The sequence below is a fragment of the Streptomyces sp. NPDC048352 genome (assembly GCF_040651895.1).
GTDB lineage: Bacteria > Actinomycetota > Actinomycetes > Streptomycetales > Streptomycetaceae > Streptomyces.
The window spans coordinates 23,106-47,567 of sequence record NZ_JBEZKZ010000055.1 but is presented as its reverse complement, the minus strand read 5'-3'; the positions used below and the strand labels follow the sequence as shown (position 1 = coordinate 47,567).

The window sequence follows — 24,462 nt, the reverse complement described above, 5'->3', positions numbered from 1 at the left end:
GGCGGCGGCTCGCGCAGCTTCTGGCGGGCCGGACCGCGGCGGCCGGCGGCAGTGGGCGGCGCGGGGCCGCCCCGGATCTGACGGAGCTGCTCCCGCAGTGGCTGGCCGCGGCCGCGCGGCACGGGTACCGGGCGCCGTCGGCGCTGGTCCCGGCGCTGCTGGACGCGGCCCGCGCCAGGACCGACCTGCGCCCGCAGGCGCTGGCGCTGGCGGGGGCGCGGGGGCTGTGGCTGGCCCGGCTGAATCCGGAGTGGCGGTTCGCCCTGCGCGGCGCGGCGGGCGGTGCCGGGGAGCTGCCCGACCCGGCGGACGGGGAGGCGGTGGCCCGGCTCTGGGAGGAGGGGCTGTTCGCGGAGCGGGTCGCCCTGCTCGGCGCCGTACGGGCCCACGAGCCGGCGGCGGCGCCCCTGCTGCTGGCCACGACCTGGGCCACGGAGCGGGCTGAGGACCGGCTGATGTTCCTCGACTCGCTGCGGGCGGGGCTGTCCGAGGAGGACGAGCCCTTCCTGGAGGCGGCACTGGGCGACCGCAGCCGCAACGTCCGGGCGACGGCCGCCGAACTGCTGTCCGCGCTGCCCGGCTCGGCCCTGGCCGCGCGGATGGCGGAGCGGGCGCTGGCCTGCGTGGGCCCGGAGGCGGTGATGCCCCCGGCGGAGTGCGACGCGGGGATGCTGCGCGACGGGGTGGTCAAGCGGCCGCCGGCCGGGCGCGGGGAGCGGGCGTGGTGGCTCGGCCAGCTGGTGGAGGCGGCGCCGCTGTCCTGCTGGCGGGAGCGGTTCGGGGGGCTCGGTCCGGCGGAGATCGTGGCGCTGCCGGTGGCCGAGGGCTGGGCGGAGGAGATCCACGCGGCCTGGTGCCGGGCGGCGGTGCGCCAGCGCGACCCGCAGTGGGCGAAGGCCCTCCTGGGGCCGGCGTCCGCCCCGCCCGCGGCCGGTCCCGGCACGGCTTCGCTGGCCGAGCGGGCGAAGCTGCTGGAGACGCTGCCGGAGGAGGAACGGGCCGAATGGGTGGCCCGGTTCGTACGCGCCCACGGGCTCTCGGAGGCGTTCCAGCTGCTCGGCGTGTGCCTGGTGCCCTGGGCGGGGGCGCTGGGCCGGGCGGTGGTGGACGCGCTGGACGCCGCGCGCGAGGCGGGCAGCTACCCGTGGAGCTTCAGCGGGGTGATGGGCCTCGCGGAGCGGTGCCTGGACCCGGCGGAGGCGGACCGGCTGGAGGCCATGACGGCCGTCGCGCAGGACCCGCCGGAGGCCTCGCCGGGAGCCGCCGCCTACTGGGCGGAGGCCTTCCAGCGCCTGGTGGCCACCCTTCGCCTACGCGCGGCCATGCTCGCCGAACTGGCCCCGGCCGCCGCCTGATCCCCGGCTGGGGCGGGCACCGGAAGCGGCGCCGACGGCGGACAGCGCCCCGGCGCACGGGCTCGGCCCGAGCGTGCCCGGGCCCAGGCCCGGTGCGCCCGGCCCGGATGCGCCCGGCCCGGATGCGTCCGGGCCGGTGGCCCGCCGGCCCGGGAGGGAGGCGTCAGGCCTGGCGGACGTTGGCGTTGACCCAGTCCACGATGGAGGTGGTGGTGGCGCCGGGCGTGAAGATCGCGGCAACGCCCTTGGCCTTGAGGGGGGCGATGTCGTCCTCCGGGATGATCCCGCCGCCGAACACCTTGATGTCCTCCGCGTCGCGCTCCTTGAGGAGTTCGAGGACGCGGACGAACAGCGTGTTGTGCGCCCCGGAGAGGATGGAGAGGCCGATGGCGTCCGCGTCCTCCTGGATGGCGGTGTCCACGATCTGCTCGGGGGTCTGGTGGAGGCCGGTGTAGATGACCTCCATACCGGCGTCCCGCAGCGCACGCGCGATCACCTTGGCGCCGCGGTCGTGGCCGTCGAGACCCGGCTTGGCCACCACCACACGGATCGGACCGGTCACACCCATCGCACTGCCTCCCGAGTGAACGAACGTTAAGTACAGCATTGCGCACCGCACCGTTTCACGGTCAACGGGGAGGGGGAAATCACACGTGGGACGCCGTTGATTCATCACCGCCCCGTCGCCCCGCCACCGCGCCGACAGCCGCGCGGCACGGTGGCGGGGCCGCGTCGGCAGCACGGGCCCGCACCCGAGAGGTCCAGGGGGAGGCCGTCCATGGGGCTGACGATCGCACCGCTGCCCGTGCCGCGGACGGGCGCCGCCCTGCGGGCCGCGGTCCTGGAGGTGGCGGTGCTCGCCGGGCACCTCCTCCTCTACCCCACCGGGATCCTGGAGGAACGGCTCGCCGACCAGCCCGCCGGCCAGGCCGCCGCCCGGTCCGCCGGGCAGCCGCCGCCCGTCCTCCTCCTGCACGGCTTCACCGACAACCGCTCGGTCTTCGTCCTGCTGCGCCGCGCCCTCGGCGCCGGCGGCCGGCGGCGGGTGGAGACGTACAACCACTCCCCCTTCACCCGGGACCTGCGGGTGACCGCCCGCCACCTCGCCCGGCGCGTCGAGGAACTGTGCGAGCGCAGCGGCCAGGACCGGGTGGACCTCGTGGGCCACAGCCTCGGCGGGCTGGTCGCGCGGTACTACGTCCAGCGGCTCGGCGGTGACGCGCGGGTGCGGACGCTGGTCACCCTGGGCACCCCGCACGGCGGCACCCGGGTCGCCCCCTTCATGGACGCGCACCCCCTGGTCCGCCAGATGCGCCCGGACTCCGAGGTGATGACCGAGCTGCGCGCGCCCGCGCCCGGCTGCCTGACCCGGTTCGTGGCGTTCTGGAGCGAGTTCGACGCGCTGATGGCGCCCACCGGAACGGCCCGGGTCCAGCACCCCGACCTGGACGCGACGAACGTGCAGGTCACCGGGATCGGCCACCTCGCCCTCCCCGTCCATCCCGCCGTCATCACCGCTGTCCGGCGCGCCCTCGACGGCCCGGTCCGCGCAGCGGACGGCACGCCCCGCACCACGGAGGCCGCCCGCGCCACGGGAACCGAGGGCCACAGCCAGGTCGTCTGACCGGGACCAGGACCAGGACCGGAGCCGCATCAGGAGCCGCATCAGGGGCCGGAACAGGCCCCGTGGCCGGGAAGTCCTACAACACCGGTGGACCCACAGTCGAACGAATTTCGAACTCAAGGCCAAGGCTCGGTCTTTCAGCGACCGAAAGACAGCCGAATGCCCGGTTCCGCTGAGGACGAAACCCCCGGAAGATTGTCGTGACGAGTAACCGCCGGGTACAGTCACGCCACTGCTCTCCTCCGGTGAACCTTGAGTTCCCCGGCCACCCAGGCCCCCACTGCCGAGGCGAAAGAGAAGTTGGTGAACGACCGCCCGACGTCGGGCCAGTACCCCGATTCGGGGTACGACGGCCTTTCCACCACCACTTTCGCTGGTGACCAGACCTATGCGTCCTATGAAACGCAGGGCCAGGGATATCAGTACGTCACCGACTACGCCGCTTCCGGCAGTTACGGAACGTACGACGCGTACGGGGCCTACCAGTCCGCCGCCGACACCGGCGCGTACGACACCACCGCCTGGACCGCGCCGGAGAGTTACCTCTCGAGCGTCCCGGCGCAGAGCGCCCCCGCGGACACCACCGGCCAGTACGACGCGAGCGCCTGGAACGCGGCGGCCGCCGAGTACCAGCCGAACTCCTACGGCTACGACGCCACCGCGACGGAGCAGACCGGCCACTGGACCCTCCCCGGCTACGGGCAGGACACCGGCAGCTACGACGCCACCGCCTGGAACGGGGGCGCGGCCGACGGGGCCACGGCCGCCGGTTACGAAGCCACCACCGTCGTCCCCGCGTACACGGGAACCCCCGACGCCGAAGCCGACGGCTACCCGGACGCCGATCCGTACGCCGACGACGAGACCTCCGTCTTCGAGCCCGTGGCCGTCGACGCCGAGGACGAGCCCGGCTCGCCGGACGGCCTCGTGCACGACCTGCCCACGCAGGCCGTACCCGTCACCCCGGCGGCGACCACCCCCCGCGCCGGGCGCCGGGCCACCGGCAGGGGCAACGCGGCCAAGGGCGGCGGCGGCAGCGCCGCCGGCAGCCGTCGGCGCAGCCCGGCCAAGCGGTCCGCCCTGCTGACGGTGGCCGTGCCGTCCGCCTGCGTGATGGGCGTCGCGGGTGTGGCCGCCGCCTCCGTCGGCGGGCTCACCGGCGCCGACAAGCCGGCCGAGGAAACCACCACGATGGCCGCCCCCGACCCGGCCTCCGTGCGGCCGGTCGAGGCCAACAACAAGCTCGACACGCAGCTCGCGGCGCTCAGCGCCGACGCGGGCGACTTCGCCGACCGCGCGAGCCGCACGCAGGAGCGCCTCGACCTCAAGCAGCGCCAGGAAGAAGAGAAGAAGAAGCGGGCCGAGGAGGCCGCGGCCAAGGAAGCGGCCCGCCCCAAGTTCTCGGTCCCCGTCGCGCAGCGCGGCCTGAGCGCCAGCTTCGGTCAGGCCGGCGGCATGTGGATGTCGGTGCACACCGGCATCGACTTCCCCGTCTCCTACGGCACCCCGGTCATGGCCGCCACCGACGGCACCGTGCGCACCCAGTGGAACAGCGCCTACGGCAACATGGCCATAGTGACCTCCCCGGACGGCACCGAGACCTGGTACTGCCACCTCGGCAGCACCAAGATCCGGTCCGGCAAGGTCAAGGCGGGCGACGTCATCGCGTACTCCGGCAACTCCGGCAACTCCACCGGCCCGCACCTCCACTTCGAGGTACGGCCCGGCGGCGGCTCCGCGGTCGACCCCCTGTCGTGGCTGCGCAGCCACGGCCTGGACCCGACGTAGCCCCCTGAGGGGCCCTGGCCCGGGCCCCCGGCGCAGGACGCCCGAGAGGCGCAGGACCCCCGAGAGGCGCAGGACGCCCGAGAGGCCCTACAGCTTCTGCACCGGCGCGTAGCGCAGCAGCAGCCGCTTCGGCTTGGCGTCCCCGAAGTCCACGGTGGCCTGCGCCTCCGCGCCGGCCCCCTGGACCTCCATGACCGTCCCCAGCCCGAACTGGTCGTGCGTGACCCGGTCCCCGACGGACAGGGCGACGACCGGCTTGTCGGCGGCCCGGCGCGTGGCGAACCCGGACGGGCCCGACTTCGTGCGCGACGACGACAGGAACGCCTCGGGCGAGGTCCCGAAGGCGGCCTTCCCGGAGGACGAGCCGTACCCGGAACCGCGCACCGGCCCCGCCGGCTTCTGCGCGGCGCCCGTGCGCTTCCACTGGAGGTACTCGGCCGGGATCTCCTCGAGGAACCGCGACGGCGGGTTGTACGAGGGCGTCCCCCACGCGCTGCGCATGCTGGAGCGGGTCAGGTACAGCCGCTCGCGGGCCCGGGTGATGCCCACGTAGGCGAGGCGGCGCTCCTCCTCCAGCTCCTTGGTCTGGCCCAGCGCGCGCATGTGCGGGAAGACCCCGTCCTCCATGCCGGTCAGGAAGACCACCGGGAACTCCAGGCCCTTCGCGGTGTGCAGGGTCATCAGCGTGATGACGCCGCTGCCGTCGGTGTCCTCGTCCGGGATCTGGTCGGAGTCGGCGACGAGGGCGACCTGCTCCAGGAACTCGGCCAGCGTCCCCGGGTTGTTCTCCTCGCGGCCCTGCTCGAATTCCAGGGCCACGGCCGCGAGCTCCTGGAGGTTCTCGATCCGGGTCTCGTCCTGCGGGTCCGTGGAGGCCTGGAGTTCGGCGAGGTATCCGGTGCGCTCCAGCACCGCCTCCAGCACCACGGCCGGGCCGGCGCCGGAGTCGGCGATCGTGCGCAGCTCCTCCATCAGCACGTTGAACCGCTTGACGGCGTTGGTCGAGCGCGCGGCCATCCCGAAGGCCTCGTCCACGCGCCGCAGCGCCTGGGGGAAGGTGATCTTCTCGCGCAGCGCGAGGGCGTCGATCATCGCCTCGGCGCGCTCGCCGATCCCCCGCTTGGGGACGTTGAGGATCCGGCGGAGGGGGACGTTGTCCTCGGGGTTGGCCAGGACGCGCAGGTAGGCCAGGACGTCCCGGACCTCCTTGCGCTCGTAGAAGCGGACGCCGCCGACGACCTTGTAGGGCAGCCCGACGCGGATGAAGATCTCCTCGAAGACGCGCGACTGGGCGTTGGTCCGGTAGAAGATCGCGACGTCGCCGGCCTTGGCCTCGCCCGCGTCCGTGAGCCGGTCGATCTCGTCGGCGACGAACTGGGCCTCGTCGTGCTCGGTGTCCGCGACGTAGCCGGTGATCACGGCGCCCGTGCCGGCCTGGGTCCACAGGTTCTTGGCGCGGCGGTTCTCGTTGCGCTCGATGACCGCGTTGGCGGCCGACAGGATCGTCTGGGTGGAGCGGTAGTTCTGCTCCAGCAGGATCGTCGTCGCGTCCTTGTAGTCCTCCTCGAACTGGAGGATGTTGCGGATCGTCGCGCCGCGGAAGGCGTAGATCGACTGGTCGGCGTCACCCACCACGCACAGTTCGGCGGGCGGCAGGTCCGGGTAGCCGGGGCCGACCAGCTCGCGCACCAGCGTGTACTGGGCGTGGTTGGTGTCCTGGTACTCGTCGACCAGGACGTGCCGGAAGCGGCGCCGGTAGTGCTCGGCGACGTCCGGGAAGGCCTGGAGGAGGTGGACGGTGGTCATGATGATGTCGTCGAAGTCGAGCGCGTTGGCCTCGCGCAGCCGCCCCTGGTACATCGCGTACGCCTGGGCCAGCGTCTTCTCGAACCCGTCGGCGGCCTGCGCGGCGAAGGCGTCCTCGTCGATCAGCTCGTTCTTCAGGTTCGAGATCTTGGCGTTGAAGGACTTGGGCGGGAACTTCTTCGGGTCCAGGTCCAGGTCGCGGCAGACGAGCGCCATCAGGCGCTTCGAGTCGGCCGCGTCGTAGATCGAGAACGACGAGGTGAAGCCGAGCCGCTTCGACTCGCGGCGCAGGATGCGGACGCAGGCGCTGTGGAAGGTGGAGACCCACATGGCGTTCGCGCGGGGGCCGACCAGGCTCTCGACGCGTTCCTTCATCTCACCGGCGGCCTTGTTGGTGAAGGTGATCGCCAGGATCTGGCCGGGGTGGACGTTCCGCGCGGACAGCAGGTGGCCGATGCGGTGGGTGAGCACCCGGGTCTTGCCGGAGCCGGCGCCGGCCACGATGAGCAGCGGCGAGCCCGCGTGCACCACGGCCGCGGCCTGCTGCTCGTTGAGCCCGTCCAGGAGCGTCGCCGGGTCGATGACGGGGCGCGGGGCGCCGTCCCGGTAGTACGCGTCCCCGCTCATGGGCACGTCGAAGGCGCCCCCGAAGAGGTCGTCCGCGCCGGGCTCCGGCTCGGCGTGCTCCTCGGGCGGCGGCGGGACCTCGTCGGAGGGGGTGAGGTCGGCCAGGAAGCTGTCGTCAAAGAGGCTGCTCATCGCCTTCCGAGTCTAGGGGGCGGGACCGACAGCCGGTCCCGCCCCCGGAAAATCCGCGGGAAACCGGTGCCCGTACGCTCGTCGGCATGACCGTTCTCACCCACATCTTCGTCGGCCTGCACATCATCGGCATCGCCTCGCTCCTGGGCGGTTTCCTGACCCAGATGAAGGCGATGGGCGCGGGCACGGCGCGTTTCGTGCCCGCGATGCTGCACGGCGCGCTGACCATGCTCGTCACCGGTGTGCTGCTGGTGGGCTTCAGGGAGATGGGCGACGGCGCGCCCCTGAACCACGTCAAGATAGGCGTGAAGCTGGCGGTCCTGTTCGTGGTCCTGGCGCTCGTCTACGTCAAGCGCGACGAGGAGCACGTCGAGAAGGGCGTCTTCGCGACGGTCGGCGGGCTGACCGTGGCCAACATCTTCATCGCCGTCCTCTGGCACTGAACCGTCGCGTCGTCCGGCAATGATTCCTCGCCTCCTCCGGCACCGACCGGTCAGCCGAGACCAACCCCGGTCGGACACGGCCAGTTCCGATCATCTCGTCATCTGACCGTTACCTTCCGGTCTAGCGTCCTCCCCGCAAAGACCTACGGGACGAGCGGAAGGACGTGAGGCCCCCGTGGCCAGTCATCGAAAGCCCAGGCAGCGCCCGCTCTCCGGCGGCACCGTACGCACCGCCGCCACCCTCGCCCTCGCGGGCGCTGCCACCGCCACCGCCTTCGAAGGCACCTCGCACGCCGAGCCGCAGCTCACCCCCGCCCAGGTCAAGACGGAGGTCGACCGGCTCTACGGGGAGGCCGAGGCGGCGACCGAGCGCTACAACGGGGCGAAGGCCGAATCGGACGAGGCCGAGCGGGCGCTGACCGGCCTGCGCGAGGAGGCCGCCCGCAAGCAGGACCGGCTGAACACGGCCCGCAGCGCGCTCGGCGCGCTCGCCGCCTCCCAGTACCGCAGCGGCGGCCTGGGCCCGGCCCTCCAGCTGGCCATGGCCTCCGACCCGCAGGACTACCTGGACCGGGCCGGCATGCTCACCCGGGCCGGGGACCGCACCGCCGCCGAGGTGGCCTCCGTCAAGCGCGGGCTCGACGAGGTCGGGCAGCTGCGCGACCAGGCCGCCGGCCGGCTCGCGGACCTGCGCGCCCGCCGGCAGGAGCTGGCCGGGCACAAGGCCGTCATCGAGGGCAAGCTCACCACCGCCCGGCAGCTGCTCGCCCGGCTCACCGCCGAGGAGCGGGCGGCGTACGAGGCCCGGCCGGGCGCCGCCGGCGCCGCCGCCCCCGCGGCCGCCCACGGCACCCCGCCTCCCCCCGCCGACGGCTCCCGCGCCGCCCGCGCGGTGGCCTTCGCTTACGGGGCGATCGGCAAGCCGTACGTCTGGGGCGCGACGGGACCGGGCGCGTACGACTGCTCGGGCCTGACCCAGGCGGCGTGGCGCGCGGCCGGGGTGTCCCTGCCCCGCACCACCTACACCCAGATCAACGCGGGCCGGCGGGTCTCCCGGGACCAGCTCGCCCCCGGGGACCTGGTCTTCTTCTACTCCGGGGTCACCCACGTCGGCATGTACGTCGGCAACGGCCAGATGGTCCACGCCCCGCGCCCCGGCTCCACGGTCCGGCTGGCGCCCGTCGACTCCATGCCCTGGGCCGGCGCGTCCCGTCCCGCGTAGGGCCGCGCCCCGCTACGGCGTCTTGACCTGCCGGCTCAGCCACCCGAACGTCTGCGGCAGCTGCTTGGACCACGCGTCGAGGTTGTGGCCGCCGGTGACCTTCTCCGCGTGCACGGTGGTCGGGCTCTTCGCGAGCCCCTGGAGGTCCGTGCCCGACAGGTACCCGTCCTGCTCGGCGCCCGACATCCACAGCGCGACCGCCGGCGGCGCGGGCTGGGCCTGGAGCAGCGCCTTCAGGTTGTGGGTGCGGCGCAGCTCCGGGTCCTGGGCGACCAGCGAGCTGGGCTCCTGGCCGGGGTCGTTGTAGCCGGACAGGGAGACGGCCGCGCCGTAGCGGTCGGGGTGCAGGATCGCCAGCTTGGCGGCGCAGTACGCGCCGGCCGAGTACCCGGCCACGCCCCAGGTGCGGGGGTCGTCGGAGGCGCGGAAGTTGTCGGTGACCATCTTGCGGACGTCGACGCTGAACCAGCTGTCGGCGTTGACCTTGCCGGGGATGTTCGCGCAGCCGGTGTCGCCGTTGCCCAGGAGCATCGCGCGCGGGGAGACCAGGATGAAGGGCTGCACCTTGCCCTCCCTCATCAGGGGCTCCAGCACCTCGTGCGCCTTGAGCCCCTGGAACCAGGACTTGCCCGTGCCGGGGATGCCCGGGATCAGCTCGACCACCGGGAACTTCCTGTCCTTGTGGGCGGGGTCGTCGTACTGCGGCGGCAGCCACACCATGACGTCGCCCTTGACCCCGGAGATCTTGCCGTCGAGCTCGGTCTTCTTCACCCGCCCGCCGAGTCCCTCGACGGGCACGAACTCCTGGCGGACCTTCGGCTCCTGCCTGACCTGCTCGGCCTTCTTGCCGCCGAGCCCGTCCGGGCCGAGGTCGGGGGCGGCCTGCACGTACTTCCCTGTGCCCATCAGGTCGCCCCAGGAGACGTAGAAGTTCATCTCCCGGTTGAGCGCGAGGAAGACCAGGGCGACGGCGGTGGCCTGGGCGAACACCACCATCAGCCCGCGGGTGGCGACGCGTGCGGCGGCCGGGCCGCGCACCTTGCTCCACACGGCCAGCGGCAGGACGACGGCGGTCACGGTCAGGACGACCGCCGTCGCGAAGAGGGGGGTCCCGGTCAGGCTCATCACGCCACCCAAGAGTCGGGTGCGCCACCCTCCGGTTGCCCTGCCGACCTGCGGCGTGGATCACACCGGTCCGGGCCGGAGAGCACCGGACCGGGCCGGAGAGCACGCGACCGGTCCGGGCCGGGATCCCGTCAGACCAGCCGGCGGGCCGTCGCCCAGCGGGTCAGCTCGTGGCGGTTGGAGAGCTGGAGCTTCCTGAGCACCGCCGAGACGTGCGACTCGACCGTCTTGACCGAGATGAACAGCTGCTTGGCGATCTCCTTGTACGCGTACCCGCGCGCGATCAGCCGCAGCACCTCGCGCTCGCGCTGGGTGAGCCGGTCCAGGTCCTCGTCCACCGGCGGGGCGTCCGTCGAGGCGAACGCGTCCAGGACGAAGCCGGCCAGGCGGGGGGAGAACACCGCGTCCCCGTCCTGGACCCGGAAGACCGAGTCCACCAGGTCGGCGCCGGTGATGGTCTTGGTGACGTAGCCGCGGGCACCGCCGCGGATGACCCCGATGACGTCCTCGGCGGCGTCCGACACCGACAGCGCCAGGAAGCGCACCGGGTTCTCGGCGGCCGCCATCAGCGGGGCACAGCGCCGCAGCACCTCGACGCCGCCGCCGCCGGGCAGGTGCACGTCGAGGAGGACCACCTCGGGCCGGGTGGCGGTGATGACGGTGACGGCCTGGTCCACGTCGGCGGCCTCGCCGACGACCTCGACCCCGGTCCGGACGGTGTCGCCGATCTCGGCCTGGACGCCGGTGCGGAACATCCGGTGGTCGTCGACGAGCACCACCCGCGCCCTCCTGGTCTCGCCGCCGGTGGTCGCGTTGTTGTCCTCGGTCATGCTGCCTTCGCCGCCCTCTCCATCTCCAGCTCGACTACCGTGCCGCCGTCGGGCGCCGACCGCAGCACCGCGGTCCCCCCGTTGCGCTGCATCCGGCCGATGATCGATTCTCGTACGCCCATGCGGTCGTCCGGTACCGCTTCCATGTCGAAGCCCGGTCCGCGGTCCCGTACGGACACGAACACGGTCTGGCCCTCGACCTCGGCGTACACCTGGACGGCGCCGCCCTCGCCACCGTACTTGGCGGCGTTGACCATGGCTTCGCGCGCGGCCTGGACCTGGGCGCCCAGCCGCTCGTCGAGCGGGCAGTCGCCGACGACGACCACCTCGATCGGGACGCCGTGGTGGTCCTCGACGTCGGCGGCGGTCTTCTTCACGGCCTCGGCGAGCGTGGCCGGCTCCTCGGCCTCGTCCTTGCCGGTGCCCTCCGGCTTGTAGAGCCAGTTGCGCAGCTCCCGCTCCTGGGCCCGCGCGAGGCGGCGCACCTCCCCCGCGTCCTCGGCGTTGCGCTGGATCAGGGTGAGGGTGTGCAGCACCGAGTCGTGGACGTGCGCGGCGACCTCGGCGCGCTCCTGGGCGCGGATGCGCATCAGGCGCTCCTCGGAGAGGTCCTGGGTCATGCGGATCAGCCAGGGCCCGGCCAGCAGGGCTATGCCGACGAGGACGGCGAGGACGGCGGTGAGCAGGTTGCCGAGCTGGGCCGCGGAGCCGCGTACGACGATGAACACGGTCAGGCCCACCCCGACCAGCAGCACCCCGGCGAGGGCGCGGGCGGCCTGGAGGAGGCGCCGCTGGCGTCCGGCGGCTGCGCTCCAGTGGGCGCGCCGTGCGTTGTCGGCCTGGCGCCACACGAGGACGACGCCGGCGCCGACCAGCAGCGTGGGCCAGACGTAGCGGCCGCTCGCGCCGCCGACGCGCAGCTGGGAGACGAAGATGCCCACCCCGACGGCGAGCGCGATCAGCCCGGAGACCGCTCCCTTGTCGGGTTTGCGCAGCCGGCGGGTGCCGTCGCCGAGGGTCTCGAAGAAGGAGTGGTGCCCGGTCTTGCCGCCCTGGCCGAGCGGTACGAACACCCAGAACGCCGCGTAGAGCAGTACGCCGAGCCCGTCCCCGAACATGAACATGCCGAGGAAGGCGAGCCGGACCCAGAGCACGGGCAGCCCGAGGTGCCCGGCGAGACCGCGCGCGACACCGCCGAGCATCCGGCCGTCGGCGCTGCGGTAGAGCTTGCGCTGCGGGACGTCTTCCGGTTCGGCTGGGTGCGGGACGCGTGGGGCGGCGGCTACGGGCATGTCACCAAGGGTCACACGCACGGGCGCGGCCGGGCATCAGGGCGTCCCCCCAGTTCGGTAGGGGGGATATCAGGGTTGCGCCAGGGTCGGGCCCGGTGCCGGCGGCCCGCGCCGCCCGTCACCATGGACGCATGACCGACGTTCACGACGCCCCGCCCGAGGATCCGGGGGCACCCCCGCCGGCGGAGCGGCCGCTCCTGCGCCGCAGCAGGCGCGACAAGGTCCTCGCGGGCGTCTGCGGCGGCCTCGGCCGCTACTTCGACCTGGACCCGGTGGTGTTCCGGATCGTGCTCGGGGTGCTCGCCGTCACCGGCGGCGTCGGCCTGATCTTCTACGGTTTCGCGTGGCTGCTGCTCCCCCTGGAGGGCGAGGAGGACAGCGAGGGCAAGCGGCTGCTGACCGGCCGGGTCGAGGGCGCCACCCTGGCCGCCGTGTTCAGCGCCCTGGTGGGCTGCGCGCTGTTCCTGTCGATGGTGGACAACGGGGTGATGGGGGCCTTCTCCGTCCTGGTCGTCCTGGCGCTCGGCGGGGCCTCCCACTGGGCCCGGCGCCACCGCGGCACCGCCGTCCCGGAGGCGCAGGCGCCCGCCGCGCACCGGCCGGCGCCGCCCGAGACGCTGGCGCCGCCGGTGCCCGGCAGCCCCTCCTGGTGGCGGGACCCGCTGGTCAAGGACGGCACCACCGGCCCGGTCGGCTCCTCCGGCTACCTGTGGGGCCCGGACGACGGCGACCCCGGCCCGGCGGGGCCGGACACCGCTCCGGCGCAGCCCCGGGCCGGCGCGCCCGCGCGGGCGGGCGGGGGCATCGGCGGCCGGGTGTTCGTGCTGGCCCTGCTGGCGGGAGCGGCCGGCACCGCCTCCGTGTGGGAGGGCAGCACGCTCGGGCACGCCCTCCAGGTGGGCCTGGCGTCCGCGCTCGCCGTCTTCGGGCTGGGTCTGGCGGTCAGCTCCGTCAAGGGCCGCACCGGCTTCGGCACGGTCCTGCTCGGCCTGATCACCGCCGGGCTGCTCGCGGGGGCGGTCGCCCTGCCGCGCGAGATCGGCACCGACTGGCGGGACGTGGCCTGGCGCCCGGCGGCGGTGGCCGACGTCCGGCCCGCGTACCGGGCGGGGACGGGGCTGGCGACCTTGGACCTGAGCCGCCTGGACGTGCCCAGGGGCGCCACCGTGTCCGTACGGGCCTCCATCGAGGCGGGCCGGCTGAAGGTGGTCCTCCCCCGCGAGGTCACCGCGAAGACCGACCTGTCCGTCCGGCTCGGCGACATCCAGCTGCCCGGTGACGGCGGCCCGGACATACGCGTCAGGAGCGAAGGGGAGACCCGCCGGGTGACCCTGCCCCCCGCCGCCGGCACCGAGGCCGGCGGGACGATCGAGCTGCGCCTGGACGCGGGCGTGGGACAGCTGGAGGTGGCCCGTGCCTCGTCATGAGTTCCAGCCGGGACGGCTGCTGGCGGGGCTGGTCCTGACCGCCGCGGGCGTGCTCTACCTGCTCGACGCGGCCGGCGAGACGGACGTGCCGTGGTTCCTGGTGGTGCCGCTCGCTCTGGGCGGGCTGACGCTGGCCGCCCTGGTCGGGGTGGTCACGTACGCCGTGCGCCGGGATCAGCGCGACCGGACCCTCGAGTCGAACGACCAGTAGGGCGCCCCCGCGAGGACCAGCGGGGTCCAGGCCATCAGGTAGGCCAGGTCGTTGCCGTAGTAGTACGGGGTCACCGCCCAGGAGACGGTGAGCCACAGGCTGAGCGAGATCAGCAGTCCGCCGGCGGCGGCGACCCGGGTCAGCACCCCGGCGAGCACGCCGAGGCCCACGAGGAGTTCCCCGATGGCGATGGCGGCGCCGAAGCCGACGGGGGCCTTCAGGGCCAGGTCCACCAGGGCCGGGACCGCGGAGGTGTCGCGCACCCCGCGCATCAGCTCGCCGATGGAGCCGCTGCCGGTCTCGGCGAGGAAGCCGGCGGCCGTCAGTTTGTCGACGCCTGCGTAGACGAAGGTCACGCCGAGGAAGATCCTCAGCGGGAGGAGCGCGTAGCGGGTGGCCCGCTCCTTGAGCGGGGTGGTCCGCTGCCCGGATGGGGCGTCAGTTCGGGTCACGCCCCCATGTCTACCCGCTTCACTCGGCCACGTCGACGACGCAGCGGTTGGATTCCACTCCCGCGGCCGTGACGACCTGGATGTCCACGCGGCCCGGTTCCACTTCCGCGGGCACGGGGACGGTGAGCACCGAGTCGGAGGGGTTGGTGAACCCGCCGGCCACCGGGACCAGCGGCACGTGCACGTGGACCGCCCCGATCCGCACCACCAGCCGGGCGAGCATCTCCGGCGTCTGCGCCCCGGGCGGCACGAAGCCGACGCCCCGGATCTCGATGTCGTCGCCGGGCCGGACGGCCGCGTCCAGGTCCCCCGGCTCGCGCCTGCGGACCACCGACAGCACGAGCGGGCGGCTCCCCTCCGCGTACTTCGCCGCGAGGTACACGGCCGCCGACAGCGCCACCAGCATGGCCAGCGCCCACGGGAGCTGGGGCAGCCGGTCGGGGAACCGGGCCAGCGACACCGCCGCGTAGGCGAGCACCACGGTGGAGACGAGCACGTACTGCGCGTCGGGGAAACTGCCGCGGCCGTCGTCGTCCGTCAGCAGGTCCACCCCGCGCGGCCGGTCCGCCGGCAGCTTCTGCAGCCGCTGCCGCATGATCCGTACGGAGACCACCCGGCGCACCAGCACCGCCACCGCCGAGGTCAGCGCGACCACCGCCAGCAGCGGCAGCGCCCGGCCCAGCGCGAACCCCTGGTACAGGGCCTGGCGCTCGGGGCCGGGCGAGGAGGCGGCCAGCCGCAGCGCGGGCAGCAGCGCCGCGAACGCGGTCAGCACCAGCCAGGCGCTCGGCACCGCCTTCGAGGTGGACAGCCGGTTGTCCTCCCCCACGATCGGGGCCAGCAGGCCGCCGCGCACCGACTGGGCCCGGGCGGCGGCCGTGAGCAGCCCGGCCAGCACCAGCGCGGCCAGCAGCCCGGCGGTGCGGGCGGTGGACCAGCCGGTGCCGACCGCGGTGCCGACCTGCACCAGCAGCAGGACCCCGGCGGCGATCCACAGGGCGAGCACGGCCCGCCGCGAGAACAGGTACAGCCAGGAGTTGCCGGCCTCCCGGCCCCGGTCGGCGACCGTGCGGGCGGACAGGGCCAGCTCGTCGGACACCCACTGGCGGGAGGCGCCGAGGGAGTGGGCGACCGCGGCCGGCACCCCCTGCCCGGCGGCGAACTCGTCCCGTCTCTCGAGGAAGGCGGCGACCGCTCTGCGGTGCCCCTCCCGTGCGCAGTCGTCGCAGGCGCAGACGGCGGTATGGGAACTCCGGGACATCTCTTGGACAGCCACGTGCGTGCCGCCTCTCTGAACTACGGTGCGATGCCAGCGAATTGTGCACCACTGCGGCAGTGCTCCGGATTGCGCACGATGTCAGAGCAGGTGATTAACGGTTCATGATGTTGACGCCACCGTCCGCGACCGTCTGCCACAGCGGCTGGTAGCTCACCCACGCGGCGAGATCACCGCCGAACCGCTCGCGCGTGGCCACGGCTGCGCGGTGGCCGACGGTCACCGGCTTCCCGGCCGTCCGGGCGATCAGCTGCACCTGCGCGGCCCGCTCCGCGGCGATGAACCACCAGACGGCCGCGTCGACCGAGCCGCCGACCGTCAGCAGTCCCTGGTTGCGCAGGATCAGCGCCTTGTACGGGCCGACGGCGCGGGCGATCCGGGCGGGGTCCGCCGCGCCGTCCCCGGGGTACTCGTCCAGCAGCGCGTGGTCCTCGTAGAAGGCGCAGGCCTCCTGCGTGACCGGGGCCAACAGCTCGCCGAGGCAGGCCAGCGCCCTGCCGTACGGGGCCTGCGTACGGACCACCGCGACCGCCTCGGGCCGGGCCCGGTGCACGGCGGCGTGCACCGCGAAGGCCAGCTCGTTGACCCGCCGCGCGCCCTCCAGCACCCGCCCGTCGCCGTCGGCCAGCAGCAGGTCCCCCGGGCGCAGCCCCGCGAAGGCCCGGCCGAAGGGGTTCACCCAGTAGCAGTCCTCGTACTCGGGATCCCGTGCGGTGACGTGCCCCGAGACCCCGTCCTCGTACCCGAGGCGCCCCAGCAGCCGCAGCGCCCCGGCGAGCCGCTCCTTGCGGTACGCGCGCTCCTCGGCCGGGTCGGCGTGGACGGGCGGCATCTCGAAGGCCAGCCGGTCCACCGGCACGGGTACGGGCTGATCCGGCATGCGCCCTCCTCAGGCTCCTGCGGCGTGCGCGGCGCAAGGTACCGGCGCGGCCGTCAAGTGGCCAGGGGAAAGGCGGAAGCCGCCGCCCCCACGGAGGGGGGCGGCGGCTTCCGTCAGGCAGCGGTGGGGACTACTCCCACTCGATGGTGCCCGGGGGCTTGCTCGTGCAGTCCAGCACCACGCGGTTCACGTCCGGCACCTCGTTGGTGATCCGGGTGGAGATCCGCGCGAGCACCTCGTACGGCATGCGCGTCCAGTCCGCGGTCATCGCGTCCTCCGAGGAGACGGGGCGCAGCACGATGGGGTGGCCGTAGGTGCGGCCGTCGCCCTGCACGCCCACGCTGCGGACGTCCGCGAGCAGCACGACCGGGCACTGCCAGATCTCCCGGTCGAGGCCAGCGGCGGTGAGCTCGTGGCGGGCGATGGCGTCGGCCTCGCGCAGCAGGTCCAGCCGCTCCTTGGTGACCTCGCCGACGATGCGGATGCCCAGGCCGGGGCCGGGGAAGGGCTGGCGCTGGACGATCTCCTCGGGCAGGCCGAGCTCCTGGCCGACCATCCGGACCTCGTCCTTGAACAGCTGGCGCAGCGGCTCGATCAGCTCGAACTCGATGTCCTCGGGCAGGCCGCCCACGTTGTGGTGGGACTTGATGTTGGCGGTGCCGGTGCCGCCGCCGGACTCGACGACGTCCGGGTACAGGGTGCCCTGGACCAGGAACGCCACGTCCGGGCCGCCCTCGGCCTCGGCGATGATCTCCGCCTGGGCCTGCTCGAAGACGCGGATGAACTCGCGGCCGATGATCTTGCGCTTGGTCTCCGGGTCGGAGACGCCGGCCAGCGCGTTCAGGAAGCGCTCCTGGGCGTCGACGACCTTCAGCTGGACGCCGGTGGCCGCGACGAAGTCCTTCTCGACCTGCTCGGTCTCGCCCTTGCGCATCAGGCCGTGGTCGACGTACACGCAGGTCAGCTGGGAGCCGATGGCCTTCTGGACGAGGGCCGCGGCGACCGCGGAGTCCACGCCGCCGGACAGGCCGCAGATGGCGCGCTTGTCGCCGACCTGCTCGCGGATGGCCGCGATCTGCTCCTCGACGATGTTGCCGGTGGTCCAGGTGGGCTTCAGGCCCGCGCCCCGGTAGAGGAAGTGCTCCAGCACCTGCTGGCCGTGCGTGGAGTGCATCACCTCGGGGTGGTACTGCACGCCGAACAGGCGCTTCTCGTCGTTCTCGAAGGCCGCGACGGGGACGACGTTGGTCGACGCGGTGACCGTGAAGCCCTCGGGGGCGGCGGAGCAGGCGTCGCCGTGGGACATCCACACCGACTGGTTCTCGGGGGTGCCCTCGAAGAGGGTCGAGCCGCTCTTGGAGACGGCGAGCGGGGTACGGCCGTACTCGCGCGCACCGGTGTTGTCGACGGTGCCGCCGAGGGTCGTCGCCATCAGCTGGAAGCCGTAGCACATGCCGAAGACGGGGACGCCGGCTCCGAAGAGGCCGTCGGCGTCGTCCAGGCGCGGGGCACCCTCCTCGTACACGGAGGACGGTCCGCCGGAGAGGATGATCGCCTTGGGGTCCTTGGCGAGCATCTCGGCCACGGGCATCGTGCTGGGCACGATCTCGCTGTAGACCCGCGCTTCGCGGACACGACGGGCGATGAGCTGGGCGTACTGGGCGCCGAAGTCGACGACGAGAACCGTGTCCGGGGCGCTGTCGTGGGCGGCGGAGGGTGCTTCTGGCACGGGACGGCCTTCCGGCGGAAAGAGGTGGCTGTTTTGTCGATTCTACCGGTGGCGCCGACCGCCGGTTTGTCGCACCATCCGAGGCCCACGTCACGGCCGGGGCGCCTGGGCGTGACGGGACCGCGTCACCGCCGGGGCGTCTCAGCATCCGGGCCCGGTTGGCCCGAGCGCGGGCCGGGGGCCATAATCCACACCATGCGCAAGCAGCTGAGCTTCCTCTTTACCTATGGCACCGGCCGGTCCGGTCGCCATGGGTCCGTGTGATGCTCGCTTGAGCCGCTGACTTCCCAGAGCGCCCCGGTCCGCACGGACCGGGGCGCTCCGCGTTTCCGCTCCTGCGGGCCACCACCGACCACAGGAGAAACGCCATGACCACGATGACCACCACCCCCGAGCAGCTGATCGCCGGCTCCCGCGAGCGCATCGACGCCCTGGACGACCGGATCATCGGGCTGATCCAGGAGCGGATGGCCGTCTCGGCCGTCATCCAGGAGGCCCGGATCGGGGCGGGCGGCAGGCGGGTGCACCTCTCGCGCGAGATGGAGGTGCTCTCGCACTGGAGCGACGCCCTCGGCAAGCCCGGGACCGCCCTGGCGATGACCCTGCTGGAGCTGTGCCGGGGCCGGGTCTGACCCCGCGGGCGCCCGTTCACCCGTCCGGAGCGTGACCGGCCCGGGAGGCCTTCGTTGGTGAGGTTGTCCGTGCCAGCCAGGCGCGGGACGCAGCACCACGCGTGGCTCCACGGGAGCGATGAGGCGCGACGCCCGACGGCGCGCGTCGTGGGACCTCGCTCCCTGCGTGTGACCGGACGGCAGGGGACAGCAGCCCGGTCACCCCATGAGGACGGCCGGCCCGGGGGACGCCCCGGGCCGGCCGTTCGTCTTTCGCCTGCCTTCACGCGGTCACGCGTGCGCGCCGCCGCCCGCCCGGCGGCGGAAGGACAGGTACAGCGCGGCGCCGACGGCGAGCAGGCCGGCGCCCGCGACGCCGATCAGGCCGGCCGTGCTGCCGGTGGAGGCCAGCGGCCCGCCGCTGCGGCCGGCGGCGGCCGAGGCGTTGTTGCCGTTGCCCGTGGTGGAGCCGGTGCTGCTCCCCGCGGTGGGCGAGGCGCTCGTGGAGGCGCTCGGCGAGGCGCTCCCGGAGGGGGAGGGGCTCGGCGACTTGGTCGGGGTGACCGTCGGGTTCGCCGTGAAGGGGGCCTGGTTGTTGGCCAGCACCGGGTCGAAGGCGTGCCTCTCGGGGTCGCCCTTCGCGCCGAGGCGGCCGACGGTGATGGCGCCCTTGGCGTCCTTGACGGCCTTCTCGATCTTCAGCTCGAAGGGGAACTCCAGCTTCTCGTTCTCCAGCACGGTCGTCCCGCCGGCGCAGCGGTACTGCTCCGGCTGCACGGCGCGGCAGGCCGCCGGAGCCGTGAGGACCTTCATGCCCTCGGGGAGGGCCACGTCGACCACGGCCGCGGGGTCGTTGCCGGTGCCGGTGACCCAGGCGGGACCGTTGTTGCGTGCGGTGACGACGGCCTTGACCGTTGTACCGGCGGCGCCCTTGACGGTGAGGGGCTCGGCCGCGAAGTCGGCCTTGTTCGGCACGGAGAGCTCGATGACGCGCTTGTTGTCGGCGAGGTTCAGGTCCGGCCCGTGCAGGGAGGCGGCGGCGGGCGCTGCCTTCTTGCGGGCGACGAGCTTGCGGCCCGAGGCGGTGGCGCCGCCCGCGACGGAGCCCTTGGCGTTGGCGTCCGTCGCCTGCTGCGGGGTGGGCGCCGGGTAGATGCCGTAGCCGAACCGCTCGGTCAGGGCGTTCGCACCGGCCTTCAGGTGCAGCGGGCTGTCCCCGGCCAGTTCGTAGGCGGCCTTGGCCTCGAAGTCCCCTTCGACGGTGCAGACGGCGGTGGTCGAGGTGCGGGTGGTGCGGTAGGTGCAGTTGTCGTACCGCTCCGGGAACTCCATGCCGTGGGTGGCCTCCAGTTCCAGGACCACCCCCTTCGCCGGCAGCGTGCCCTCGTTGCTGAAGGCGAGGGGCAGGGCCTGGCTCTCGCCCGGCTTCGGGTCCTTCTTGAGGTCCAGCTTCCGCATGACCAGGTCGGGGCCGCCCACCGAGAGGGTGGTCGAGGCGGGGGTGATCGTGGCCCCGGCGGCCGTGCCGGTCACGGTGAGCACCCCGGAGACGCCGTCCTTGGCGTCCTTCACGGCGACGGCCTCCAGGTCGACACCGGAGTGCGGGCCCTTGTCCTTGCAGACGAGGGTGGTGCCCTTGTCCTCACACTTCTTGCCCCCCGCCGCCTCCTTCACGGACGCGACGCCGGCGAGCTTGGTGAGGTCGACGGTGAGGACGGACTCGCCGCCGAAGGTGTCGGCGTCGAGGAGTCCGTAGTGCAGGGCGACCGGCTGCGGGGAGCCCTGCCGCAGGGCGAGGGCGGCGGGGCCGTTCAGGCGGAGGACTGGATCCGCGGATTCGGCGGCCATCGCGGTGGGGGTGGTCAGCCCCACGGCCACCAGGCCGCACGCGGCCAGCAGGGAGATGCGCTGTCTCATGCCCCCCTTGACCCCCGGACCGCCTTCGCGGTTGCGCACTCGACCGTGTGACCGACACCACAGCCTCCGGCAAAGGATTCCGGTACAACCTTTTTCGGCGACCGCCTGTCCACTCATGTACCGCGGTGAGTACCGCGCTCGGAGGGGGAGCGCGGTACTCGCCGTCGTCGTTCTCGCGGCGTCAGCGCTCCGGTTCCGGTTGCCTGGACGGCACTTCGGGGACCGCGAGGAAGGGCAGCCGCAGCGCGCCGAAGGCCTCCTTGGGCACCGCCGGACGGATCGGCTCCACCGCCTCCAGCCGCTCGTACGCCGCTCCCTGCGCGGGCCGCCGGTCCGGCTCGCCCTTGTTGGGCCAGTACGACATCGCCCGCTCCGCCTGTGCCGTGATGGTCAGCGACGGGTTGACCCCGAGGTTGGCGGAGACCGCCGAGCCGTCGACCACCGAGATGCCGGGGTGTCCGTACAGCCGGTGGTACGGGTCCACCACGCCCTCCTCGGGCGAGGCGCCGATCGGGCAGCCGCCGAGGAAGTGCGCGGTCAGCGGGGTGCCCATCAGCTCGCCGACGTTGCTGCCCGGGAAGCCGTTGATCTCCTCGGCGAGCAGGGTCGCGGCGCGGGTGGCCTCCTCGATCTGCACCGGGTTGGGTGCGCCGTGGCCCTGGCGGGCGGTGAGCAGCCCCTTGCCGAGCCCGCCGGGCTTGCGGTAGGTCGTCAGGGAGTTGTCCAGGGACTGCATGACGAGCCCGATGATGGTCCGCTCCGACCAGCGCCGGTTCGACAGGGAGCGCAGCAGCTGCACCGGGTGCGTGGCGCTGCGGGCGAACCAGGCCCGGACCCGGTGCCGGGCGTGGGGCACCTGGAGGACGGTGAGGAACCCCATGGCGTTGGAGCCCCTGCCGTAGCGGACGGGCTCGATGTGGGTGTCGGCGTCGGGGTGCACGGACGAGGTGATGGCCACGCCGCGGGTGAAGTCCGCCCGGGCTCCGGCGCCGTGCCGCTTGCGGTAGCGGCGGTCGTCGGTCTGGGCGCCGACGAGGCCCTCGGAGTTGGTCCGGGTCAGCTCGCCGAGCCGGCCGGAGATCCGGGGCAGTTCGCCGAGGTCCTTCATGGTGTGCAGCAGGGTCTGGGTGCCGTAGGTGCCCGCCGCGACCACCACGTACCGGGCGCGCAGCACCGTGGCGCGGCCCTTGGGGCCCTTGTGCCCCTTGGGGGCGGTGCGGCGCCGGTCGGTGGGGACGGTGCGGACCCGGTAGCCGCCGTCGGGGTGCTCGGCGAGCGCGGTGACGGTGGTCATGGGGTGGATGACGGCGCCGGCCCGTTCGGCGAGGTGCAGGTAGTTCTCGTTGAGGGTGTTCTTCGCGCCGTGCCGGCAGCCCGTCATGCACTCGCCGCATTCGGTGCAGGCCTTGCGGGTGGGTCCGGCGCCGCCGAAGTAGGGGTCGGCGACCTCCTGGCCGGGCCGGGCCTTCGGCCGGCCGTCGGCGTCCGCGCCGTCGCCGAAGAAGACGCCGACGGGGGCCATGTGGAAGGAGTCGCCGACGCCCATCTTCTCGGCGACGGCCTTCAGGTGGACGTCGGAGGGGGTGAGCGTCGGGTTGAGCCGTACGCCGAGCATCCGCTTGGCCTGGTCGTAGTACGGGGCGAGTTCCGCCCGCCAGTCGGTGATGGAGGCCCACTGCCGGTCCTCGAAGAAGGCGGCGGGCGGCACGTACAGGGTGTTGGCGTAGTTGAGCGAGCCGCCGCCGACCCCGGCGCCCGCGAGCACCATCACGTTGCCGAGCAGGTGGATGCGCTGGATCCCGTACAGCCCGAGGGCGGGCGCCCACAGGTAGTTGCGCAGGTCCCAGCTGGTGCGGGGCAGCTCCTCACGGGTGAAGCGGCGCCCTGCCTCCAGGACGCCGACCCGGTAGCCCTTCTCGGTGAGGCGCAGTGCCGAGACGGACCCTCCGAAACCCGATCCGATGACGATGACGTCGTAGTCGTACTGGTCGTCGTGCGGCACGGATGCCCACCCTTCAGCGCAGTCGGAGGGCCTTGAGGACCTTGAGGCTGGTGGTCATGAAGCGGGCGTACTGCTCGTCGTCCATGCCGAGCGAGGGCGCCATCGGGAGCAGCCGCTGGTGCGCGACGGTCTGGGCCTCCGTGTACTTGAGGATGCCCTCGGAGCCGTGCCGCCGGCCGAGCCCGGAGTCCTTCATGCCGCCCATGGGCGCCCGGGCGCTGCCGTAGGCCGGGGCGTAGCCCTCGTTGATGTTCACGGTGCCGGTGCGCAGCCGGGCGGCGACGGCGTGGCCGCGGCGGGCGTCCTTGGTCCAGACGCTGGAGTTGAGGCCGTAGGGGGTGGCGTTGGCCCGGGCCACGGCCTCGTCCTCGTCGGTGAAGCGGTAGACGGAGACGACCGGGCCGAAGGTCTCCTCGGCGCAGACCGACATGGGGGCCTCGACCCCGTCGAGGATGGTGGGCTCGTAGAAGAGCGGGCCGATGTCGGGGCGGGCCACCCCGCCGGCGACGAGGGTGGCGCCCTTGGCGACGGCTTCGTCCACGTGCCGCTGTACGGTCTCCAGCTGGCGCGTCCCGACGAGCGAGCCCATGTCGGCCCCGTAGGCGAGGGAGCTGCCGAGGCGCATGGCCTTGGTGCGGGCGGCGAACCGCTCCAGGAAGGCGTCGGCTATGGACGCGTGGACGTAGAGGCGCTCGATGGAGATGCACAGCTGTCCGGCGGAGGAGAAGCAGGCGCGGACGGCGCCGGCGGCGGCCTTCTCGACGTCGGCGTCGTGCAGGACGAGCATGGCGTTCTTGCCGCCGAGTTCGAGGGAGACGCCGACCAGGCGGGCGGCGGCGCCCTGGGCGACCTCGCGGCCGGTCCGGGTGGAGCCGGTGAAGGAGACGTAGTCGGCGTGCCGGACGACCTCGGGGCCGACGACCGGGCCCTCGCCGAGGACGACCTGGAAGACCTCGGCGGGCAGTCCGGCCTCGATGAGCAGGTCGCGGGCCCACAGGGCGGTGAGGGCGGTCTCGGTGTCGGGCTTCATGACGACGGCGTTGCCCGAGACGAAGGCGGGCAGGGCGTCGCCGACGGAGAGCTCCAGGGGGTAGTTCCAGGGGGCTATCTGGCCGACGACCCCGCGCGGCTGGCGCAGCTCGGTGACCTTGGTGAGGGTCGGCACGGCGCCCGTGTGGCCCTTGGGGCGCAGGTACGAGGGCGCCTTGCGGCCGTAGTGGCGGGCGGCGATCGCGACGGCCTGGACCTCCTCGTGGGCGTGCAGGCGGGCCTTGCCGGTCTCCAGCTGGATGAGGTCGAGGACCTCGGCCTGGCGGTCGAGGACCAGGTCGTGGAAGCGCAGCAGTACGGCGGCGCGCTCGCGCACGGGCAGCGCGGCCCAGGCGGGCTGGGCGGCGCGGGCCCTGGCGAAGGCGTCGGCCACGTCCTCGGGGGTGGCCTCGGGCAGGACCGCCAGCTCGTCCCCGGTGAAGGGGGTGTGGTTGGCGGTCCGGCCGGAGCCGATCACTCCGCGGGTGAGCCGGGTGACCAGGTCGGGGGTCACCACGTCGGCGGCGGTACGGGCGCCTGCCGGGGCCGGGGCGACCGGGTTGGTGGGCTGCGGTGCGGTGCGGAGGGTGGCGGCGGGGGCCTGCGAGTCCGTCATGGCGGTGAGCGTATTGGGCGGGCGGGCCTTTGGGTACCCGTGGGTAACCGGATTTTGCCAGATCTGCC

General features: G+C 73.5%; 20 protein-coding genes. 8 read left to right on the top strand and 12 right to left on the bottom strand.

The features are described 5' to 3' along the window. A partial coding sequence (locus tag AB0D45_RS24815; RefSeq protein ID WP_362462747.1) for a DUF5691 domain-containing protein occupies positions 1–1,355 on the top strand: 1,355 nt, incomplete at its 5' end. 163 nt (positions 1,356–1,518) lie between these two features. Here the strand turns inward: AB0D45_RS24815 and AB0D45_RS24810 are convergent. Beyond that, positions 1,519–1,923 carry a cobalamin B12-binding domain-containing protein gene (locus AB0D45_RS24810; RefSeq protein WP_361602608.1) on the bottom strand — a complete coding sequence of 135 codons (405 nt, stop codon included), beginning with the start codon at positions 1,921–1,923 and terminating at the stop codon, positions 1,519–1,521. Between the two features lie 210 nt (positions 1,924–2,133). On the opposite strand from AB0D45_RS24810, the gene AB0D45_RS24805 reads away from it, so the two are divergent. Both AB0D45_RS24805 and AB0D45_RS24800 read left to right on the top strand, forming a co-directional pair. After that, complete coding sequence (locus AB0D45_RS24805; RefSeq protein WP_362462744.1) at positions 2,134–2,979, top strand: alpha/beta fold hydrolase; 846 nt, start codon at positions 2,134–2,136, stop codon at positions 2,977–2,979. Positions 2,980–3,282: 303 nt separating this feature from the next. Further along, on the top strand, positions 3,283–4,767 hold the full coding sequence (locus AB0D45_RS24800; protein WP_362462741.1) for a M23 family metallopeptidase: 1,485 nt from the start codon (positions 3,283–3,285) through the stop codon (positions 4,765–4,767). An 87-nt stretch (positions 4,768–4,854) separates the two neighbouring features. Here AB0D45_RS24800 and pcrA read toward each other — a convergent pair whose 3' ends face one another. Beyond that, a complete protein-coding gene (gene pcrA / locus AB0D45_RS24795) occupies positions 4,855–7,332 on the bottom strand; it encodes a DNA helicase PcrA (RefSeq protein WP_362462738.1) in 2,478 nt (825 codons plus the stop codon). Positions 7,333–7,418: 86 nt separating this feature from the next. Here pcrA and AB0D45_RS24790 point away from each other — a divergent pair, with 86 nt between their 5' ends. Next, complete coding sequence (locus AB0D45_RS24790; protein WP_362462735.1) at positions 7,419–7,775, top strand: hypothetical protein; 357 nt, start codon at positions 7,419–7,421, stop codon at positions 7,773–7,775. Between the two features lie 175 nt (positions 7,776–7,950). Further along, complete coding sequence (locus AB0D45_RS24785; RefSeq protein ID WP_362462732.1) at positions 7,951–8,997, top strand: NlpC/P60 family protein; 1,047 nt, start codon at positions 7,951–7,953, stop codon at positions 8,995–8,997. Between the two features lie 12 nt (positions 8,998–9,009). On the opposite strand, the gene AB0D45_RS24780 is transcribed toward AB0D45_RS24785, so the two are convergent. From AB0D45_RS24780 to AB0D45_RS24770, 3 genes are all read right to left on the bottom strand, one after another. After that, a complete protein-coding gene (locus AB0D45_RS24780; protein ID WP_362462729.1) occupies positions 9,010–10,122 on the bottom strand; it encodes an alpha/beta hydrolase-fold protein in 1,113 nt (370 codons plus the stop codon). Between the two features lie 131 nt (positions 10,123–10,253). Beyond that, positions 10,254–10,952 carry a response regulator transcription factor gene (locus tag AB0D45_RS24775; RefSeq protein ID WP_362462726.1) on the bottom strand — a complete coding sequence of 233 codons (699 nt, stop codon included), beginning with the start codon at positions 10,950–10,952 and terminating at the stop codon, positions 10,254–10,256. Beyond that, positions 10,949–12,244, bottom strand: a complete 1,296-nt coding sequence (locus AB0D45_RS24770) for a PspC domain-containing protein (protein WP_361602632.1) — start codon at positions 12,242–12,244, stop codon at positions 10,949–10,951. The genes AB0D45_RS24775 and AB0D45_RS24770 overlap by 4 nt, the downstream gene beginning before the upstream one ends. A gap of 131 nt (positions 12,245–12,375) precedes the next feature. Between AB0D45_RS24770 and AB0D45_RS24765 the strand changes: the two genes are divergently transcribed. Next, positions 12,376–13,671, top strand: a complete 1,296-nt coding sequence (locus AB0D45_RS24765) for a PspC domain-containing protein (RefSeq protein ID WP_361602635.1) — start codon at positions 12,376–12,378, stop codon at positions 13,669–13,671. After that, positions 13,658–13,882, top strand: a complete 225-nt coding sequence (locus AB0D45_RS24760; protein ID WP_361602638.1) for a hypothetical protein — start codon at positions 13,658–13,660, stop codon at positions 13,880–13,882. Before AB0D45_RS24765 ends, AB0D45_RS24760 begins: the two co-directional genes overlap by 14 nt. Here AB0D45_RS24760 and AB0D45_RS24755 read toward each other — a convergent pair. The 4 genes from AB0D45_RS24755 to guaA all read right to left on the bottom strand — a co-directional run bounded on the left by AB0D45_RS24755 (position 13,846) and on the right by guaA (position 18,219). Then, positions 13,846–14,334 (bottom strand): DoxX family protein, encoded by a 489-nt coding sequence (locus AB0D45_RS24755; RefSeq protein ID WP_362462722.1) that lies wholly within the window; start codon positions 14,332–14,334, stop codon positions 13,846–13,848. The two genes, AB0D45_RS24760 and AB0D45_RS24755, sit on opposite strands and share 37 nt — an antisense overlap. 19 nt (positions 14,335–14,353) lie before the next feature. Continuing rightward, positions 14,354–15,610: a hypothetical protein gene (locus tag AB0D45_RS24750; RefSeq protein ID WP_361602644.1), complete on the bottom strand. Its 1,257-nt coding sequence runs from the start codon at positions 15,608–15,610 to the stop codon at positions 14,354–14,356. 94 nt (positions 15,611–15,704) lie between these two features. Next, positions 15,705–16,490 (bottom strand): class II aldolase/adducin family protein, encoded by a 786-nt coding sequence (locus tag AB0D45_RS24745; RefSeq protein WP_362462719.1) that lies wholly within the window; start codon positions 16,488–16,490, stop codon positions 15,705–15,707. Positions 16,491–16,620: 130 nt separating this feature from the next. Beyond that, positions 16,621–18,219 (bottom strand): glutamine-hydrolyzing GMP synthase, encoded by a 1,599-nt coding sequence (gene guaA / locus AB0D45_RS24740; protein ID WP_361602650.1) that lies wholly within the window; start codon positions 18,217–18,219, stop codon positions 16,621–16,623. A gap of 368 nt (positions 18,220–18,587) precedes the next feature. On the opposite strand from guaA, the gene AB0D45_RS24735 reads away from it, so the two are divergent. After that, positions 18,588–18,851, top strand: coding sequence for a chorismate mutase (locus AB0D45_RS24735; RefSeq protein WP_361602653.1), 264 nt, complete (start codon positions 18,588–18,590; stop codon positions 18,849–18,851). A 270-nt stretch (positions 18,852–19,121) separates the two neighbouring features. On the opposite strand, the gene AB0D45_RS24730 is transcribed toward AB0D45_RS24735, so the two are convergent. The 3 genes from AB0D45_RS24730 to AB0D45_RS24720 all read right to left on the bottom strand — a co-directional run bounded on the left by AB0D45_RS24730 (position 19,122) and on the right by AB0D45_RS24720 (position 24,394). Next, the gene (locus AB0D45_RS24730) at positions 19,122–20,747 is read right to left on the bottom strand and encodes an LPXTG cell wall anchor domain-containing protein (RefSeq protein ID WP_362462715.1); all 1,626 of its coding nucleotides are present in this window, start codon (positions 20,745–20,747) and stop codon (positions 19,122–19,124) included. A 181-nt stretch (positions 20,748–20,928) separates the two neighbouring features. Next, a complete protein-coding gene (locus AB0D45_RS24725; protein ID WP_362462712.1) occupies positions 20,929–22,749 on the bottom strand; it encodes a GMC family oxidoreductase in 1,821 nt (606 codons plus the stop codon). A gap of 13 nt (positions 22,750–22,762) precedes the next feature. Beyond that, positions 22,763–24,394, bottom strand: coding sequence for a succinic semialdehyde dehydrogenase (locus AB0D45_RS24720; protein WP_362462709.1), 1,632 nt, complete (start codon positions 24,392–24,394; stop codon positions 22,763–22,765). Positions 24,395–24,462 lie beyond the last annotated feature (68 nt).

Excerpts from the sequence above, each read along its gene's own strand:
- AB0D45_RS24810 (WP_361602608.1), bottom strand. The coding sequence starts at position 1,923 with ATGGGTGTGACCGGTCCGATCCGTGTGGTGGTGGCCAAGCCGGGTCTC.
- AB0D45_RS24805 (WP_362462744.1), top strand. The coding sequence starts at position 2,134 with ATGGGGCTGACGATCGCACCGCTGCCCGTGCCGCGGACGGGCGCCGCC.
- pcrA (WP_362462738.1), bottom strand. The coding sequence starts at position 7,332 with ATGAGCAGCCTCTTTGACGACAGCTTCCTGGCCGACCTCACCCCCTCC.
- AB0D45_RS24790 (WP_362462735.1), top strand. The coding sequence starts at position 7,419 with ATGACCGTTCTCACCCACATCTTCGTCGGCCTGCACATCATCGGCATC.
- AB0D45_RS24780 (WP_362462729.1), bottom strand. The coding sequence starts at position 10,122 with ATGAGCCTGACCGGGACCCCCCTCTTCGCGACGGCGGTCGTCCTGACC.
- AB0D45_RS24775 (WP_362462726.1), bottom strand. The coding sequence starts at position 10,952 with ATGACCGAGGACAACAACGCGACCACCGGCGGCGAGACCAGGAGGGCG.
- AB0D45_RS24770 (WP_361602632.1), bottom strand. The coding sequence starts at position 12,244 with ATGCCCGTAGCCGCCGCCCCACGCGTCCCGCACCCAGCCGAACCGGAA.
- AB0D45_RS24765 (WP_361602635.1), top strand. The coding sequence starts at position 12,376 with ATGACCGACGTTCACGACGCCCCGCCCGAGGATCCGGGGGCACCCCCG.
- AB0D45_RS24745 (WP_362462719.1), bottom strand. The coding sequence starts at position 16,490 with ATGCCGGATCAGCCCGTACCCGTGCCGGTGGACCGGCTGGCCTTCGAG.
- AB0D45_RS24735 (WP_361602653.1), top strand. The coding sequence starts at position 18,588 with ATGACCACGATGACCACCACCCCCGAGCAGCTGATCGCCGGCTCCCGC.
- AB0D45_RS24730 (WP_362462715.1), bottom strand. The coding sequence starts at position 20,747 with ATGAGACAGCGCATCTCCCTGCTGGCCGCGTGCGGCCTGGTGGCCGTG.
- AB0D45_RS24720 (WP_362462709.1), bottom strand. The coding sequence starts at position 24,394 with ATGACGGACTCGCAGGCCCCCGCCGCCACCCTCCGCACCGCACCGCAG.